Here is a 16,549-nt window from a genome sequence, read left to right as displayed (position 1 = left end):
TGTATATTATCTTTTGAATGAGTATTTGATCGTCTCTTCGTTCCCATTCTCATCAGCAGCCGTGATGATAAGTTCATGGTCTCCTTTGGGACAATGATCATCAAAGGTATAAAAGAATACATCGCCACTTTGTTCAAAAGGAACCCACTGCCCGTCCAGCGTTGCATCAAACTTGTCAACAGACGTAATATCTTCATTAACTTTAAAAGTGATACGACTTGATTTCAACAATGCCTCCCTGCTTTGCATAGGTATGATAGAAGGAGGCGTGTTATCGGCCACAAGTCTGTATTGGCCAAAGTTGCGGGTAGACGCCCGGTACCATCCATTGTCATAAACAGCAGCTTTGCCATAGTCTTTATTATTGTCTTCTTCTACCAGGGCTATTTTGCTACGCAGCTCAAATGGTACCGGTTTGTTTGGTTTAATGTACAAACTGAAATAAGAATGTACGGGCACAGACGTGTTGTGCAGGTAATAGCGTGCTGAGTAGGCATTCGCATCAGGCTTCTCAATGAATGTAAAACATACATCGTCATATAAGTCTTTACTATCTAGTACGAATTTTACATTGGGGTGTGAGAAGCTATTAGGCTTATTTACTTTGAACAGTGTACCGCTATCGCAATTATTAGGTACTTGTTCTGCCCCATTGTACCGAACATAGAATTCAATATTTGTAGGATTGCCCAACGCATCCGCCAAATGCATTTTCACCAAATGTGGCAGTCCGTCCTCAATTTCTAACCGGCCTTTCATTTTGTTCAGTTGCGTGTAAATATGTGTCAGGCGGTTGCCGGGCAACAGAAAGAACTGTTGTACCCAGCGGTCTTTTTCCCGTTTGGTCTTATAATCGGCAAAAGCGTGCAGGTAGCGGGTGATATCATATGATATATTGTCGATTGTTATCTCACTTTGTTGCTCTTCATCCATATAAAGCTCTCCTTTATACATAGTAAGAGTGTTCTTACTGTCATTCATGTAGTCAAACTCATCAATCCCGATACCTATTAAAGGCGTACTGACGATAACCGTATCTATGAAGTATATATTCCCTTTTTTTTTGGGTGTTTTGAACAATGGCTTTTGCTCATATACACTTTGGAGCATATCGTAGAATACCACGTTGTAGGGTGTAGGGGGAATGTTGTCTTTGATATCGAAACCAAACAGCAGTGGGTTAACTGGATTCTCAGTACGTGAATCACGTATCTCAAAATGAAGATGAGGTGCTGTGGAACCTCCGGTATTACCGGAGTAGGCGATCAGGTCACCTTTTTTTACAGGAAACTTTGAAGCAGGTATATACAGGTCTACAGTCCAGCTTTTGCGGCGGTATTGTTCGGCTTTCATGTATTCCTGTATTTCGGGAGCAAAATCATTCAGGTGTGCATATAGTGTAGAGTATCCGTTGGGATGGACAAGGTATAGGGCATGCCCAAACCCGCCTTTTTGCATTTTTATCCTCGCTACATAGCCATCAGCCGCCGCATATACGGGTAGGTTCTCCCTGCTTTCTGTTTTGATATCCAGCCCGCTGTGAAAATGGTTCGATCTGCATTCGCCGAAATTACCGGCCAGTACAATAGGGATATTAAGTGGATTCCGAAAATATCCTTGCGGGTATTCCTGCGCCGTGACAATAAAAGGTAATAACAATATCAATAATATAAGTTGTCGCATCTCGAACGGGAATTTTCAATAATTATCACTAAGATAAACACAATAGGCACTGCTTTCAGAATAAAACTTAGATTTGCACACGCAAATTAAACAGTTATACAGTTTTTAATGTTCGACAAGCTGAAAAATAAGTGGAAAGTAAATGGGATACAACTATTCCTGATACTATGCACTTTTGCCCTTGGAGGAAGTTTGTGTGGTTATGCCGGTCGAAAGATATTAGCACTGGTACAAATAGACAAGGGGGTGTTGTATTATGTGCTGTACGTTCTGCTTATTACCCTTTTGTGGCCGGTGAGCGTTTTGCTCATCAGTGTATTTCTGGGTCAGTTCAGCTTTTTCAAAAACTACCTGGTGCGTGTTGGCCGACGCATGAAGATCATAAAATAAGTTAGTGTAATATTGACCGAAGTACGGGAAGTGACCGTATCTCCCCCATATGCTGAGTATGGTTATGCATAAATGCCAGCAACCAGTCTAGCATACGAAAACGCGCACTGCCATTCATCTCAACCTGTTGTGCCTGGTCAAAATTGTTAGCATTTAAGAGTTTATCAAGCATTTGTGCATCATCGTCTGTCACAAAAGGTCTTTCAGAGGGAGGATGAGCAGTATAACCACCCTCCTGTAGATTCAGGTAAGGAGTGTCAGCGCAATAATTCCCGTTGATGTTATAACCTAGCATATTGCTGCACTGCACCACGAAATATACAGGGTAGTTGCCTATATATGCACTATCAGTTTTGTCAATAGAGCAGAAGTAATCATATGACAGGTTAAAAAGTTCAGAAAAAGGCGCCTGTTCGGGTAGCAAGCGCAAAAGTAGTTCTACAGAAAAGAGAGCTATGCTGTTTTTGATAATGTCTTCTTGTAAAGAAAGGTATACGTACGCAGGATGAAACTCTTTTATCCGTTGAAGGTTGGCAGTAGGCTTGTGGTACACTATCATATCAAGAAGTGTAGCAGGTTGTAATAACCCTGCCCTGCTTTGTTTGTTTTTACCAGTAGTACGTATGCCTTGTACCAGGTAGGATTGCACACCATAAACGTCTGTAAAAACAGTACAAATAAGGCTTGTTTCGCCATATTTTACAGAGCGTAATACTATGCCATTAGTTTGTTGCAACATAGTTTATTCCATAAAGACCATTTTGCCCTTTACAGTTTCAGAGCCGTCTTTGTTAGTGCCAAATATGAGGTAAACGCCAGATTGTGGCCTGCGGCCTGTGTAATCTTTGCCATTCCATACAGCCTGTCCGCCAAGCGCTGTTGTGCGGTATACCAGTTGACCGGAGATGTCTGTTATTCGCACATCGGCATTTTCAACAAAGCCCTTTATAGCAATAGTGCCTGTATAGCCTGAAGGAACCGGATTGGGGTATGTAATAAGATCATTGTTTTGTTTTCCTCCATCAATAGCGGTTCCATGATAACTCATCAATCCCATTTCTGTTCCTATGTAAACATCGCCGGTTAACGGATCAATGGTGATTTTCTGGATGATATCTGATGGAAGAGGACTATTGTCTTTTGTAAATCGTTCGATAATTTCATCGCCGTTAGCCGATATCAGCCATACACCATTGTTAGTGCCTATCCATTTACGGTTAGCCCCGTCTACAGCAATAGTTCTCACTTGCTCGTTCTGGAAGAGATAACCGGCAAACTGGTCAAACTGTACAATCCGTTTCTCTGCCTCGCATTGGCGCTGTATTACCTGTGAGGGGCAATTGACAATGCCTATACCATTGGCAGTACCTATCCATACAGCACCCGATTTATCATTGGCAAGGCATAGTACTTCATTGTCAGGTAATCCTCCTGAGCCCTCACCAGACTGAAGTTGTATGTAAGTGTCATCACCAGGTACTTCTGGAGTGTGGTTATCGTCGTAAACGATTAAGCCACCCCCGCCGGGTGCAGCATACCATTTCTGGTTTACATCATCTGTTATTAGGTAACCCGCGGAGTTGGCAATCGTCCTGTTGGCAGAAATAGTGTATTGATGCCACTGTCCGTCTATTGTGCGAGACACCAGCTCGTGAGGTGTACCGCCTAAAACAGTCAACCATAGTACTCCATCGTTGTCAAATGTCATCCCTCCAATGCGGTATAAAGTACTACCCGTACTGGATGGGTCGATAAACGAATTTTGTTTGTAATATTCGGTACTGCCATCTGCACTAAGGATAAATAAACCACTTTCAGTTGAACCGGCATATATTTCTCCTTTGGGACCTTTCAATATATTGCTGATGTCTACGACACTATCCCCAAATGGTGCGTAATCAAATATCTTATAGCTTTTCCACTCATTTTCCTTGTACACAGAGAAGCCGTTACCATTGCCTAAAGGCCTGTATTTATCGTCAAATCCGCCATGCGCCACAACCAGGTCTTTGTCACGCGCATATATGTCAAAATTGGCAATGTCTCCAGGCCCGGCAGGCGCATATGTGCTGAATGTAGAACCCTTTCTTGTGCGTTTTTTCAGACCATTTGCTATACTAGCCACCCACTTTGTACTATCCGGATCTGCTATGTCTATCATTTCGATAGCTTTACCCAGAGTGTTGATGGTATCTGTAAACTGATAATCCATATTCATTCTTAAGGCTATTCCCTGAAAAGTAGTGTCATTATACTGCACTACCCACAGGCTGTTAATACCTTCTTCAATGTTAGTTATTAAACTATCGCCTGGCTGGTAAATATTGCGCATTGTATCATTTTCAAGGACAAACACTGTGTCCTGAAGAGCGAGGAATACCCTCCCTTGTGTTGAGGCAATTGATACGAAGTTGTGGGATGTGTCCAATGCTGTCCACTCCTGGAATGACTGTAAGCCGGGGTTGTCTTTATTTATTTTGTACAGCCCCTTATCTGTTGCGGCATAAAATAAATTGTTTAAGGATACTAATCCCTTGACGGGTATGTTTTCACTGTTCTTTGTGAAATTATAGGTCTCTTTGATCTCATTTTCTGCCAGATTGACCACTACAATACCAACATCTGTGCTCAGGTAGGCCAGTCCATCTTCTGTAAGTATCTGGTTGACTGTTTTGGTGCCCGTAACTGTTTTCAATTTCAAATCAGGAATATTGTAGAAGCTGCCATTTTTGAACAGGTCAATATTGCTGTTCTCGTAGGTCATGATAACGGTACCTGTAAAGTCGTCATAAGCAATTTTAGACATGCCTACATCTGACATTCCACTTACTTTGCTGTAAGGTATTGGTTCGTCACTGACAATATCAAGTGTGTAAAAGCTGTATTGGGTTGCTACGTACATTTTTACTCCATCAGTGGCTATACTTACAGCACTGTTGTAGGGAAGATGTGAACGCCATTGCCCGATAGGCATATTCTGGCCAAAAGCTACGTTGCTGATGGTTAGAAAGAGTATTATGGATAGTATCCTGCTGATATTCATAACTTACGAGTAATAAACTACGTTCTGAATTAAAAAAACGGACGACGACTGCTGATATTGCCCGCTGTAATTTATTAAATATTCTCCAACAGGTATTCAATGGTTCGTGGATAGAAGAAATGTTCCAGTTTATGAATGCTTTCTGCCAGTATGTCTGCAGTATCCCCGGGTTGTATGGGGCAATGGGCCTGCAAGATTTTATTCCCATTGTCATATACTTCGTCAACATAATGTATGGTTATGCCACTTTCTGTTTCTCCCGCGCTAATCACCGATTCGTGCACATGAGACCCGTACATGCCTTTACCACCATATTTGGGTAACAGTGCAGGGTGAATATTGACAATCTGTTCAGGGAAAGCTTTAACCAACACTGTCGGTATTTTCCATAAAAAGCCTGCCAAAATTATCAGCGCAGGGTTATGCATTTTCAAGTCTTCGATGAACTGAGTGCTGTTAAACATTATCTTGTCTATAAGCATCGACGGGACTCCTTCAGCCCGCGCAATGTTAAAAACGCCGGCCTCAGCTTTGTTGCTGACAATAAGAGATACTCTTGCCCCACCATTATTTTTGAAATAATCAATAATTGCCTGCGCATTACTGCCCTTGCCCGATGCGAAAATGATCAATGAATGCATATTGTTGAAAATGCGAAAGGTAAAAATATAAAAGTAGCCGCCCTTTTGCTATTATTTTTGATATTTGTTAGACATATATCAAGAGTTTATGAGTGACGATAGGACAAGACTAGACAAGTACCTTTGGGCGATACGTATATTCAAAACAAGAACATTGGCGACAAAAGCATGTGATGATGGACGAGTAAGGCTAGCCGGCGCTACAATGAAGCCTGCGAGATCAGTAGCTATAGGTGACATATATGATGTTAGGGCAGATGGCAGAAAGTGGACAATAAAAGTGACGGGTATTATACAGAATAGGGTAAACTATGAGACAGCGTCGCAGCATTATATTGACCATACAACTGAGGAAGATAAACAGTATAATCAGCGCATGACCAATAGCTTTAATACCGGAAAGCGCCAAAGCAAAACAGGTCGCCCGACTAAGAAACAGCGGCGCGACCTGAATGATCTTTTAGGTTTTGAAACCGAGGATTAATGTACCTCGGTGAATGTGTTATTAATGCTGGTTACATCAAGGCGAACCCAGTTCTGGCCCAGGTCATCACTCCGATACAATCCCCTGTTAGTGCCTACAAATACGTATTCCCCTGTTTTCTCGTTCTTGAAAGTATTGTTCTTGTATGAAATAGCATATACTTCAGCACCTTCTTTCAGACCTACGCTTGCACTCTCCCATGCACCTTGTGCAGAAAAGCGCCAGATACCATGATTTTTGGTACATGCTATCAATACTTTGCCAAAGGGAGCTGCTGCACATGTAATGTCCTTTAATGGTACGTTGTCAACCATTATGTCAGGAAGCTTTGAGAATGTTGCGCCGTCATCAGAACTTCTCCAGATACCGTCAGTATTGCCATTTACAGCAACAGCAATGATATCATTCTTTTGTGTAATGATATACATCTGGCCGTTACCTGCAGCTGGTAAGTTTGTTGCAGGCTTATTAATCCAGGCAGTAGCCAGATCAGGTTTGATCCAAATCTTACGGGATACATCATCAAAAGCAACGATAGTACCGTTTGCCTGGCGGGCAAATGATGTTACCTTGTCTGTAAGAGCCGGATCACCTACCTGGAACCAGGTAGAATCGTTGTTGCCGTTATAGTCCTGGTAAACTATACCCGAACCCTTTCTGCTGGCAAGGTATATCCTGTCTTTTTTTACAGCACCGCTATCATTGTAACCCGGGAGATTAATGATCATTGAGGGACCGAAAGCAAAAAGGTTGATACTATCGTATGTTGGATTGAAATTCGGGAACTTGTCATTTGCCCCGTCACTTACAAACAATATAGTTCCACCTTGCTTAACCATTAACATGCGCTCGCCCGATGTTGCAAGCGTCTGTACAGGAATACCGTCTGAACCCGTGTACACTTCAAAGCGTTGACCATCATTGGTGCTGTAGATAAGGCCTTTCGCATCAGAAAACAGTAAAGAATAAGGTTTAGTAATAACGTTAAGGTTATCTAACCCCCCGCTCCTGTTGCAACTCTGGAGTGTCAAAGCTGCCAAAGCTACACAGCCTAAGGTGTATGCTATATTAAAACGACGCATCGATATACTAATTTTCACCAAGTTTATGAAAAAATGTTAATAAATCAAAGGTTTTGTTAAATGAAAAGACCTCTAAATCACATATAAGGTTTGAGGACACTTATATATATATTTTATTGCCTTATTCCTTATTGTTAAAACGGCAGATCATCTACGCTTTCGGGAGATGGATTGTAGTTATCATTTGCCCCTGTATTGCCGCCGGTATTCATATTAGTATATGCGGGAGAAGCGGGTTGAGAACTGTTTGAAGGTTGCTGTGCACTTTCAATTCTCCATGCATCGAGGTTGGTGATATAATTCACATTCCCGTCGCGCTCCCATTTATTGCCTTTAATATTAAAGTTCACTTTGATCATATCCCCCAGCTTATAGTTATCTATGATCTCGCATTTGTTTTGCACCAACTGCATCTTAGCATAATTTGTATACACATTACCATTTATCTCCTCTGCTGTTTCCAATACGAATTCACGTTTTTTAAAACGTTCGCTTACCTGTTGTGTCTCATTTACAGCTATCAGCTTTCCTGTGATCTCGAAACTCATATTATATATTTATTTTTATGTTTACTTTTTTCAGGGATGTAAAGCTAACAATTATCTGACAGCAATAGAAACAAAAAAAAGTGCCTATAAGGCACTTTAAAATTGATTTAATATGGGAGACTAATGGGTCTCGAACCCACGACCTTCGGAACCACAATCCGACGCTCTAACCAACTGAGCTATAGTCTCCGTGTAGTTCGGGGCAGCAAAGGTAAGTAAATTTGATATTCCCAACACAATTACGGTCAATATATTCTGCAAAAAATTACCTATTCATATATGCTACAACGGGGTATCTTTCACAGTATTAGGTCAATTGTAGCAGTTTTAACAAATAAAACGTACCGGGGGTGCTATATTTGCGCTTCAATTCTTATTTATGAATCTACGTTATGCAATAATGGGCATCATTTCTCTGGCGGTATCTACACAGTCAGTCTTGGCCCAGGATGTAGAAAAAGATGATAACAAGGCAGGAAAGAGCATGGTTTCAAAACCATCACGTGATTTCCTGATGTTACAATTTACTTATAGTGGTTGGCTCAATGCACCGGATAGTATCAAAACCAAAGGCTTTGGCAGGGGCTTCAATGGTTATGTATGTTATGATTTTCCGATAAAAAAGTCGCATTTCAGTTTTGCTGCAGGCATTGGTGTTGGGGTTGACAATATATACCTGAATGGTCAGGAAGTAGTACTTACTGATAATGACAGCAATGCCCAGGCTCGTTTTGTACCTGAAACTATTAATTACAAAAGGTATAAAGTAACCACTACTTATCTTGAAGCACCATTTGAACTGCGTTTTTTCGGAAATAAAGAAAACAGGAATAGTGGCTTTAAGGCTGCTTTGGGCCTCAGGGTAGGTACATTGATGGGTGCGCATACAAAGGGTAAAGAAGACGGTACCAAAATTATCTACCAGGTCAACTCTAAAAGATATCTTGAGACATGGCGGTTTGCAGGTACTGTTCGCTTAGGATATGGAAATTTTACACTATTAGGAACCTATAATCTTACCAACCTTTATAAAGACCTCTTAGGGCCACCATTAACGCCTTTTTCAATAGGGTTGTGTGTTACAGGATTATAATAAAAACTCTTTATTTAAAAGCGCCCCGCTTGCGGGGCGCTTTTTTCTGTTACAGGGGGTAACATCCTGTTATACATCGAGAAGACCATGTTGTTGCAGCAGAAGTTGTCAAGGGTATAAAGCCTTTGGCACCAGACCCTGAACGTCGGGTTGGCTTACATAGCAAAGATGCATTCAGTTACTGCTTTTATACAAATAAATACCGTCCCGAAAACGTCCCAAACTAATGTGTTAATTACCAGGTGTGTATATGGTGTATTCAAATAGAAATTACCAGCCCTACCTAAAACATGTCAGTATTTATCTAAAATGGTGTGACATTGATAAGCATAAATATTATGGAAATAAAAAAGCCCCTACATAATGCAGGGGCTTTTTTGTTTTTAAAAGTTGCTTTTATTTCAATTTCAGATCCATTTCAACACGACGGTTTTTAGCACGTCCTGCAGCTGTTTTGTTGCTTGCTACAGGATTTTCTATACCATGGCCGTCAGAAGTTAGCCTTTCTGCAGATATACCTTTGCTGATGAAGTATTCTTTAACAGCGTTAGCACGTTCTTTAGATAATTGCAGATTTCTTTCAGCGTTACCTGTGTTGTCTGTATAACCATCTATGGTCATATTATAATCCTTATACTCGTTCAGGATCGCAACTACCTCGTCTAGCAGTTTGTGAGATGTTTTCTTGATTGTAGCTTTTCCTAAGTCAAACTGGATTGCTGTCGCTGCAAATGCGAGACGTTTTTTCACTTGAACGCTTACTTCAGGACAACCATAGTTTTCTTTGGTACCGGCTACTGTAGGGCATTTATCCATATGGTCAGGAATACCATCGTTATCAGTATCAGGGCAACCTTCGTTTGCTATGGGGCCTGGTTTTTGCGGACATTTATCTTCATTATCCGGAATACCGTCACCATCAGTGTCTGGACAGCCTTTGTATTCGGCCAGTCCCGGAACATCCGGACAAACATCGTCGATGTCAGCAATACCATCAGCATCACGGTCTGGACAACCACCTAATCCAGGAGCGCCTGCCTCTGTAGGGCAACGGTCTTCAGCATCAGCAACACCATCTAAGTCACTATCAGGACATCCATTAGCAGTTTTAGACCCTGCAACATCAGGACAATTATCATCCTTGTCTAATACACCATCACCATCTTTATCAGGGTTCGGGCATCCTCTTTCTTCCCAAACACCTTTCTCATTCTTACACTTATCTTTCTTATTTGACACGCCATCGCCATCACTATCTTTAGGCTTTTTGTTGTTTATAGGAATTGATGCACCAAAATAGAAGTTAGCACCGTATCCTTTTTTACCCATGATACCTGTCAGGTCATCACTACCCAGGAAGAAACCACCTACGCGCAGACCCAGGCCATACTTAAGGCTTTTGGTCAGGAAATCATATGTCAAAGGTATACCTGCACTGAATACGCGGGTATCCCAACGTGGAGTAACTGTTAATTGGTTATAGTACGACGTACCGAATTTTTCACGGTTAGCCATATTGCTCATGAACATAGCATTTACATACAGGCCTTTTACTGCATGATAGTCAACACCTACTATGAAAGCAGTAGGCATATATACTTTAGATGTCGTGCTACCTGTACCTGTATCAGCAATATCCATATTGTGATTGGCTGCAAAAGTCTTCAGGTCGTTAAAATTACCAATGCTATCAGCCAGGGCGCTACCTTTTATAATAGCAGGTTGGCTTGATTTTGTTTTGATACTTGCTGTGAAGTTGTTAGTCTTATATTTAATTGAACCAAGATCAACTACAGAAGCTGAGAAACGTAATTTATATTTGTTCTTACTACGATCACCAATACCTGTTTTGCCGTCCATATCATACCTGTATTTTTCGTGGTCAGGTCTCCATTCGTATACTACGCCAAGATCGGCACCGAAGCCGCTACCGCCACCACCAAGATAGTCGGATATGCTGCTACTAATACCATTACCACTTGTAATGTTACTACCAAAAGATACGCTTGTATTTGTAATACGCAGTGAGTCCTGGAAAGGGTAAGCTGTTGCATTGATACCACCACTTACCATACTGACATATGCGGCTCCCATGAGGTAGCGTAAAGTGAAACCACCTTTCACAAAGTGATCTCCTCCATCATAGATAACCCCTGCGTAACTCAGGCCAATTTCGCTCCATGCATGCGTAGTATAGTTGAATGCATCAGAATTAATGCTTACCGGCTTGGTGTTGTTAGGATCGATAGTGTAAGTAGTATCAGTTATTGAGCGATACAGATCCTGGTTAAAGTTGTGGAACTGGTTCATAGCCCTTACCCGTGTTGTAATTGCTATACTGTGCTTGGAGTTGATACTAACCATAGCACCAGGACCGCGTAGCTCAAAGTAAGGAGCAAGTAGACTAAATTGGTTGTTGTTAGTGAATGTAAAAGCAGAGGATATGCCGTCATTTCCGATATTAGTTAACCCGCTCAGACCATTATTCAGCTGTGCCAGGTTGTTATTTACGCCCAGGTTAATCGAAAACAGGTCGATAGTAAATTTGTGTCGACTGTCGGCAATGTTCGCAGGATTGAGGTACATGCCGTTGGTACCACTCCAGTTGCTGGTTGCTATCCCAATATAACGTTGGGCATTACTCATCAATGGCAACATAATTGCCAGGATGAAGATTAGTTTAATTTTGCTCATATCAGGGGTTGATTTATTTGTAAAGTATTGATTAATTGATTTCTCCGTGAATAATCTATATTGTACTTTTTTTAATACACGTTGTTATTTTCCGCAAAGTTTATAAATATTTTTGATTAATGAAAGTTGTCAATCTGTTTTATATTTTAAAACTGTGCTTAAGATTTTGCACATTCTCGCAAAAATAATGCCAGTTAATAATATCTATCATACACCAAATGTGGTATTATTATTAAGTACTGGCACTGATATATAGCAAAAAGCCATATGGATAAACCATATGGCTTTTTTGTTATTAGTTTGGATGTTGTTAACCCACTGCGATACGATTAAATGCTGTGACGGTAAGGCCTTTGTCAACAGAATTCAAATAAGCACCAACTGTAACTCCGCTATCCTTCACAAAAGGTTGGTCTAGAAGTGTATTGTCTTTGAAGAATTTGTTGAGTTTACCCATAGCAATCTTCTCAGCCATGTCAGCAGGTTTGCCTTCTGCCTTAATCTGCTCAATAGCAAGTGCCTTTTCGCGATCGATGGTTTCCTGCGAAATACCTTCTGCATTTACAGCCAAAGGATTCATGGCAGCTATCTGCATAGCAGCATCACGGCCTGCTTCTGTAATGGCTTCATTAGCAGCTTTGTTCATGCTTACTAATACGCCAATACGGTAACCAGAGTGGATGTAAGCCACTACAGCAGTTGCTGTCATTACTTCGTACTTAACGATGTCTATTTTCTCACCGATTTTAGCTACTACTTCCAATAATTTGTCGGCAACTGTAGCACCGTCCATATTGGCCGCTTTCAACTCATCGATAGTATTGATATCACCAGCCAGGGCTATGTCGGCCAAAGATTGCGCAAAATCAATAAAATCCTGGTTTTTAGAAACGAAGTCCGTTTCAGCACTCAGGTTTACTAATACGCCTTTGGTGTTGTCAGCATTTGTTTTAGCAATTACTACTCCTTCTTTAGCTTCCCTGTCTTCACGCTTAGCGGCAACTTTCTGGCCGTGAAGGCGCAGGTAGTCGATCGCTTTTTCAAAATCACCATCGCTTTCCATAAGGGCTTTACGACAATCCATCATACCGGCACCTGTTTGCTGGCGCAGTTTGTTTACATCAGAGGCAGATATTGTAACACTCATTTTGTTATGTCCTTTTTAAAGGTTGAAAATTATTAAAGTAAAATTCTGAAACCATGTTTAAAGCCCCAAGTCTGGGGCTTTAAAACTATATTATCATTGAAAATAACCTGACTTTAGCGTTTTGCAGCACCACTACCGCCGGTAGTTTTGCGGGTGCCCCTTGCGCCACCGCCTTGACGACCACGGCCTGCGCCAGCACCACCCGAACCTTTCTTACGGTCACCACGACGACCACCTTCTTCTTCTTCGCTCATTTCAACACCACGCTCCTTAGTTACTTCTTCTTCGTCTTCGTTCTCTTCCTCGTCTTTAGAGTTCGCACGTTCTTCCAGCCCTTCCATAATAGCGGCTGTCAGGTATTGAGTGATGATTGCGATAGATTTGGTAGCATCGTCGTTTGCCGGTATAGCGAAATCAACCTTAGTAGGGTCGCTGTTCGTATCAACCATCGCAAATGTTGTGATACCCAGGCGTTTTGCCTCAGCCATAGCAATATGCTCATGTGTAATATCTACGATGAATAAAGCTGCAGGTACACGGCCCATTTGAGCGATACCTCCTAATACTTTCTCCATTTTTTCTTTACCGCGGGTCAATGTCAGGCGTTCTTTTTTGGTAACGCTGTCCATTGTACCATCTTCAAGCATTTTTTCAATGCTCTGCATTTTCTTAACGCTCTTACGGATAGTACTGAAGTTGGTAAGCATTCCACCCAACCAACGTTCTGTTACATAAGGCATGTTTACTTTAGCAGCAGCCTCAGAGACAATCTCTTTTGCTTGCTTCTTAGTAGCAACAAACATGATCTTCTTACCGCTTTTTGCGATAGATTTCAATGCTGCAGCAGCTTCTTCCAGACCATCTACTGTTTTTTTCAGATCGATGATGTGGATACCATTTTTCTCGGTAAAGATATATGGCAACATCTTAGGATTCCACTTTTTCTTCAGGTGGCCGAAGTGCACGCCGGCTTCGAGGAGCGACTGCTGCAGGTTCTTATTATCTTCCATTTTAATTTTTTCTTGACGGTTAATAAAATAAATACAATCGCACGATTAACGTTTAGAGAACTGGAAGCTACGACGAGCTTTGCGCTTACCGAATTTCTTACGTTCAACAGAACGTGGATCACGGGTAAGCATACCCTCTTTTTTCAGTGCATCGTGGTATTGTTCAGCATTTTCCTGCATTAAGGCGCGGGCAATACCCAGCTTAATTGCTTCTGCCTGTCCTTTAGGACCTCCACCTTGTACATTAACGGTAATATCAAAACCGGTTAATGTCTCAGTTACTAACAACGGACGCTCAACCTGGTTTTGCAGGTACATCAGTGTAAAGTAATTTTTGTATTCTTTTCCGTTTACCGTGATGTTGCCGGTGCCTTTGCTCAGGTAAACCCTTGCAACTGCTTCTTTACGACGACCAACGGTATTTGTACGCTTCTCCATTATATATCGGATGAGTTTTAAACTTAATTATTAATTATACGGAACTGTTAAGTGATTATTTATCAAATTTCAGTTCAATGGGTTGTTGTGCTTTATGCGGATGCTCAGCACCTTCATACACGAATAATTTCTTATACATAGCACGACCTAAACGGTTTTTAGGCAACATACCTTTTACAGCACGCTCAATTACCACATTGGGACGACGAGCCATCAATGACTTAGATGTCTCGATCTTCTGACCGCCGGGATATCCTGAGAATGTCTGGTATTCTTTGGTCAGCATCTTAGTGCCGGTCATTTTAACCTTACCACTGTTTATTACTATTACATAGTCTCCACAATCAAAGTGTGGTGTATAGTATGCTTTGTTTTTGCCACGCAGGATAGATGCTATCCTTGATGTCATACGGCCTAATGTCTGGTTAGTAGCGTCTACCACGTACCAATCGCGTTTTACGATCTTCTCGTTAGCCGATTGTGTTTTAAAACTAAGGTGTCTCATTCTTTTATCAATTTACTCTTTATTGCCTGTCAATGCTGTATTTCAGCCGATCAGGTACCCTCAATTGTTTTTTGGGGACTGCAAAGGTAATTTTACCCCCTGATTACACCAAAAAAATCATTATAAATTTTTGTCGTTCGTCTGTAACTAATTGATTATCAGTATAAATTTCGCAAATATAATTTCAATACTCCTGATTTGAGCTGTATATTTTTGCAAAATGGGTGACTAAGATGTTGTATTAGTAGTGCTCTTGTTAATGACTCGGAATATGAATAGTATAATTATTCCATACGTAATGACATTAAATACATCATGATGATCTATTGGAATATTAAAAATTGCCGGGTCTTTGGGTGCCAGTGCCACCAACATTATGCGTATCACATTAAGCAAGAAAATAAATATTGTGCCGGTGACCAGGTAAATAAGTTTACGGATCTGTGTCTGAGGAAATGATATTATGAATGCCCACCACATTGCAATAATATTCAGCCCTATACAGGAATATACCATTCGGATGGTGTTGTGTTCCATTACCTGTAAATAATGGCCGTATACGTAATTATCATAACCTATAATACTGAGGAAATATGAAGCAGTATTAAGTATCAAGTTTCTAAGGCCTGAGATATAGTCAAGATGATGGTCAAGGAAAGGGCTATAGTTACCTCCTTTTACTGTGAGGCCGGTATATACAAAGTTAAAAGTGTACAATAAACCATATAGCAGTAGAAAACGTACAATAAATTTAGTCGTGTCGTTTCTGAAAATTTTCTTCAATCTTAACGTATTGTGATCTCGCATAAAAGTACGCAAGATTAGCTTACAGATCGTCGAAAGAAACAATGCCTGATTTGATAGCGTAAATAGCCAGCCCCTGTCTTGTGGTCAGTTCAAGTTTGTCGCAAAGCGCATTTCGATAGCTTAAAGCAGTACTTGTGCTAATGGACATCTTATCAGCAATTTCTTTCATGCTCAACTCTGTGCAGCAATACCGTAGAAACTCCATTTGACGTTGGGTAATGTTACTGGTCACTTGCTTTTCGTTCTTAATAGATCTGAAATAGTTATTCGCAATGAACTCAGAACTGTAATAGCCTTTCTCGTACAGGTAGGTAAGTGCCTTTTGCAACTCTTCCAGGTCACTTGCTTTTGACAAGTATCCGCTTGCCCCAAGTTTCAGCATACGTATTATCGCAAATTCATCTTCAAGCATGGATAGCGCAAGTACCTTCAGATCCGGCCAGTGTTTTTTAAGGTATTCCATCGTTTCATAGCCATTCATCTCGGGCATTTGTACATCCAGTACACAAATCTCAGGAAATGGGTCTGCTTTTTTCAGTTGCTCTACAAGGTCTTTGCCATTACTTGCCTTGATACATACCTTGAACATTGGAAAATTTGATACCATATTGCTGATAGAATCGCGCACTACAGCATGATCGTCGGCTATCGCAATTAATATTGGAGATTGGCTATTCATAACAGGTAAATGATCTTGATACATGGAAATTGCCGGTGAAAGAATATAATCAACGGTAAATATAATTAATATTAAAAGTAAAATGAATAAAAGTATATCGATAAGTAGCGTATAACAAAATAATTGAAATATGCACCATTATAAAGGTATAGTATTTACTTACAAATTGGGGGTATGAAAACTTAAAAAAAGTAGAGGAATTACGAACATACTTTATGAAAACCCAGGATACTTCTTTTGAAATTTGTGTTGAACCCGGTGACGATAGCTTTGGTAATGAAGCAGGATCAGATACCGGTTAAAAC

At 40.8% G+C, this 16,549-nt stretch carries 16 protein-coding genes and 1 tRNA gene; 3 read left to right on the top strand and 14 right to left on the bottom strand.

Annotation, left to right across the window (positions count from 1 at the left end; all coding sequences use genetic code 11):
• Window positions 1-6: 6 nt before the first annotated feature.
• Window positions 7-1,683, bottom strand: a complete 1,677-nt coding sequence (locus tag H6550_01175) for a M23 family metallopeptidase (GenBank protein MCB9044725.1) — start codon at window positions 1,681-1,683, stop codon at window positions 7-9.
• A 108-nt stretch (window positions 1,684-1,791) separates the two neighbouring features.
• Here H6550_01175 and H6550_01170 point away from each other — a divergent pair, with 108 nt between their 5' ends.
• Complete coding sequence (locus tag H6550_01170; GenBank protein ID MCB9044724.1) at window positions 1,792-2,073, top strand: hypothetical protein; 282 nt, start codon at window positions 1,792-1,794, stop codon at window positions 2,071-2,073.
• A 1-nt stretch (window position 2,074) separates the two neighbouring features.
• Here the strand turns inward: H6550_01170 and recO are convergent, their stop codons facing one another.
• The 3 genes from recO to purN form a co-directional block, all read right to left on the bottom strand.
• Window positions 2,075-2,812: a DNA repair protein RecO gene (recO, locus tag H6550_01165; GenBank protein ID MCB9044723.1), complete on the bottom strand. Its 738-nt coding sequence runs from the start codon at window positions 2,810-2,812 to the stop codon at window positions 2,075-2,077.
• A 3-nt stretch (window positions 2,813-2,815) separates the two neighbouring features.
• Entirely contained in the window at window positions 2,816-5,116 is a 2,301-nt protein-coding gene (locus H6550_01160) for a T9SS type A sorting domain-containing protein (GenBank protein MCB9044722.1), read from the bottom strand.
• A gap of 74 nt (window positions 5,117-5,190) precedes the next feature.
• Window positions 5,191-5,757 carry a phosphoribosylglycinamide formyltransferase gene (gene purN, locus H6550_01155; protein MCB9044721.1) on the bottom strand — a complete coding sequence of 189 codons (567 nt, stop codon included), beginning with the start codon at window positions 5,755-5,757 and terminating at the stop codon, window positions 5,191-5,193.
• A gap of 88 nt (window positions 5,758-5,845) precedes the next feature.
• Between purN and H6550_01150 the strand changes: the two genes are divergently transcribed.
• Window positions 5,846-6,241 (top strand): RNA-binding S4 domain-containing protein, encoded by a 396-nt coding sequence (locus H6550_01150; GenBank protein ID MCB9044720.1) that lies wholly within the window; start codon window positions 5,846-5,848, stop codon window positions 6,239-6,241.
• Here H6550_01150 and H6550_01145 read toward each other — a convergent pair.
• The 3 genes from H6550_01145 to H6550_01135 all read right to left on the bottom strand — a co-directional run bounded on the left by H6550_01145 (window position 6,238) and on the right by H6550_01135 (window position 8,060).
• A complete protein-coding gene (locus H6550_01145; protein MCB9044719.1) occupies window positions 6,238-7,323 on the bottom strand; it encodes a hypothetical protein in 1,086 nt (361 codons plus the stop codon). The two genes, H6550_01150 and H6550_01145, sit on opposite strands and share 4 nt — an antisense overlap.
• 134 nt (window positions 7,324-7,457) lie before the next feature.
• Window positions 7,458-7,871, bottom strand: a complete 414-nt coding sequence (locus H6550_01140; GenBank protein ID MCB9044718.1) for a DUF3127 domain-containing protein — start codon at window positions 7,869-7,871, stop codon at window positions 7,458-7,460.
• 115 nt (window positions 7,872-7,986) lie between these two features.
• Window positions 7,987-8,060 (bottom strand) — tRNA-His (locus H6550_01135).
• Window positions 8,061-8,250: 190 nt separating this feature from the next.
• Between H6550_01135 and H6550_01130 the strand changes: the two genes are divergently transcribed.
• A complete protein-coding gene (locus H6550_01130; GenBank protein MCB9044717.1) occupies window positions 8,251-8,964 on the top strand; it encodes an outer membrane beta-barrel protein in 714 nt (237 codons plus the stop codon).
• Window positions 8,965-9,360: 396 nt separating this feature from the next.
• Here H6550_01130 and H6550_01125 read toward each other — a convergent pair whose 3' ends face one another.
• The 7 genes from H6550_01125 to H6550_01095 all read right to left on the bottom strand — a co-directional run bounded on the left by H6550_01125 (window position 9,361) and on the right by H6550_01095 (window position 16,244).
• Window positions 9,361-11,658, bottom strand: a complete 2,298-nt coding sequence (locus H6550_01125; protein MCB9044716.1) for an OmpA family protein — start codon at window positions 11,656-11,658, stop codon at window positions 9,361-9,363.
• A gap of 310 nt (window positions 11,659-11,968) precedes the next feature.
• Entirely contained in the window at window positions 11,969-12,805 is an 837-nt protein-coding gene (locus tag H6550_01120) for an elongation factor Ts (protein ID MCB9044715.1), read from the bottom strand.
• Between the two features lie 113 nt (window positions 12,806-12,918).
• A complete protein-coding gene (rpsB, locus tag H6550_01115; GenBank protein ID MCB9044714.1) occupies window positions 12,919-13,815 on the bottom strand; it encodes a 30S ribosomal protein S2 in 897 nt (298 codons plus the stop codon).
• Window positions 13,816-13,860: 45 nt separating this feature from the next.
• Window positions 13,861-14,253 (bottom strand): 30S ribosomal protein S9, encoded by a 393-nt coding sequence (gene rpsI, locus H6550_01110; protein ID MCB9044713.1) that lies wholly within the window; start codon window positions 14,251-14,253, stop codon window positions 13,861-13,863.
• A 55-nt stretch (window positions 14,254-14,308) separates the two neighbouring features.
• Entirely contained in the window at window positions 14,309-14,758 is a 450-nt protein-coding gene (gene rplM / locus H6550_01105) for a 50S ribosomal protein L13 (GenBank protein ID MCB9044712.1), read from the bottom strand.
• A 228-nt stretch (window positions 14,759-14,986) separates the two neighbouring features.
• Complete coding sequence (locus tag H6550_01100) at window positions 14,987-15,541, bottom strand: archaeosortase/exosortase family protein (protein ID MCB9044711.1); 555 nt, start codon at window positions 15,539-15,541, stop codon at window positions 14,987-14,989.
• A gap of 43 nt (window positions 15,542-15,584) precedes the next feature.
• A complete protein-coding gene (locus H6550_01095; GenBank protein ID MCB9044710.1) occupies window positions 15,585-16,244 on the bottom strand; it encodes a response regulator transcription factor in 660 nt (219 codons plus the stop codon).
• Between the last annotated feature and the right edge of the window lie 305 nt (window positions 16,245-16,549).

The organism is Chitinophagales bacterium (assembly GCA_020636495.1).
Taxonomy (GTDB): Bacteria; Bacteroidota; Bacteroidia; order Chitinophagales; family Chitinophagaceae; genus UBA5543.
This window is presented reverse-complemented; position numbering and strand designations above follow the sequence as displayed.

Excerpts from the sequence above, each read along its gene's own strand:
- H6550_01175 (MCB9044725.1), bottom strand. The coding sequence starts at position 1,683 with ATGCGACAACTTATATTATTGATATTGTTATTACCTTTTATTGTCACG.
- H6550_01170 (MCB9044724.1), top strand. The coding sequence starts at position 1,792 with ATGTTCGACAAGCTGAAAAATAAGTGGAAAGTAAATGGGATACAACTA.
- recO (MCB9044723.1), bottom strand. The coding sequence starts at position 2,812 with ATGTTGCAACAAACTAATGGCATAGTATTACGCTCTGTAAAATATGGC.
- H6550_01160 (MCB9044722.1), bottom strand. The coding sequence starts at position 5,116 with ATGAATATCAGCAGGATACTATCCATAATACTCTTTCTAACCATCAGC.
- purN (MCB9044721.1), bottom strand. The coding sequence starts at position 5,757 with ATGCATTCATTGATCATTTTCGCATCGGGCAAGGGCAGTAATGCGCAG.
- H6550_01150 (MCB9044720.1), top strand. The coding sequence starts at position 5,846 with ATGAGTGACGATAGGACAAGACTAGACAAGTACCTTTGGGCGATACGT.
- H6550_01145 (MCB9044719.1), bottom strand. The coding sequence starts at position 7,323 with ATGCGTCGTTTTAATATAGCATACACCTTAGGCTGTGTAGCTTTGGCA.
- H6550_01140 (MCB9044718.1), bottom strand. The coding sequence starts at position 7,871 with ATGAGTTTCGAGATCACAGGAAAGCTGATAGCTGTAAATGAGACACAA.
- H6550_01130 (MCB9044717.1), top strand. The coding sequence starts at position 8,251 with ATGAATCTACGTTATGCAATAATGGGCATCATTTCTCTGGCGGTATCT.
- H6550_01125 (MCB9044716.1), bottom strand. The coding sequence starts at position 11,658 with ATGAGCAAAATTAAACTAATCTTCATCCTGGCAATTATGTTGCCATTG.
- H6550_01120 (MCB9044715.1), bottom strand. The coding sequence starts at position 12,805 with ATGAGTGTTACAATATCTGCCTCTGATGTAAACAAACTGCGCCAGCAA.
- rpsB (MCB9044714.1), bottom strand. The coding sequence starts at position 13,815 with ATGGAAGATAATAAGAACCTGCAGCAGTCGCTCCTCGAAGCCGGCGTG.
- rpsI (MCB9044713.1), bottom strand. The coding sequence starts at position 14,253 with ATGGAGAAGCGTACAAATACCGTTGGTCGTCGTAAAGAAGCAGTTGCA.
- rplM (MCB9044712.1), bottom strand. The coding sequence starts at position 14,758 with ATGAGACACCTTAGTTTTAAAACACAATCGGCTAACGAGAAGATCGTA.
- H6550_01095 (MCB9044710.1), bottom strand. The coding sequence starts at position 16,244 with ATGAATAGCCAATCTCCAATATTAATTGCGATAGCCGACGATCATGCT.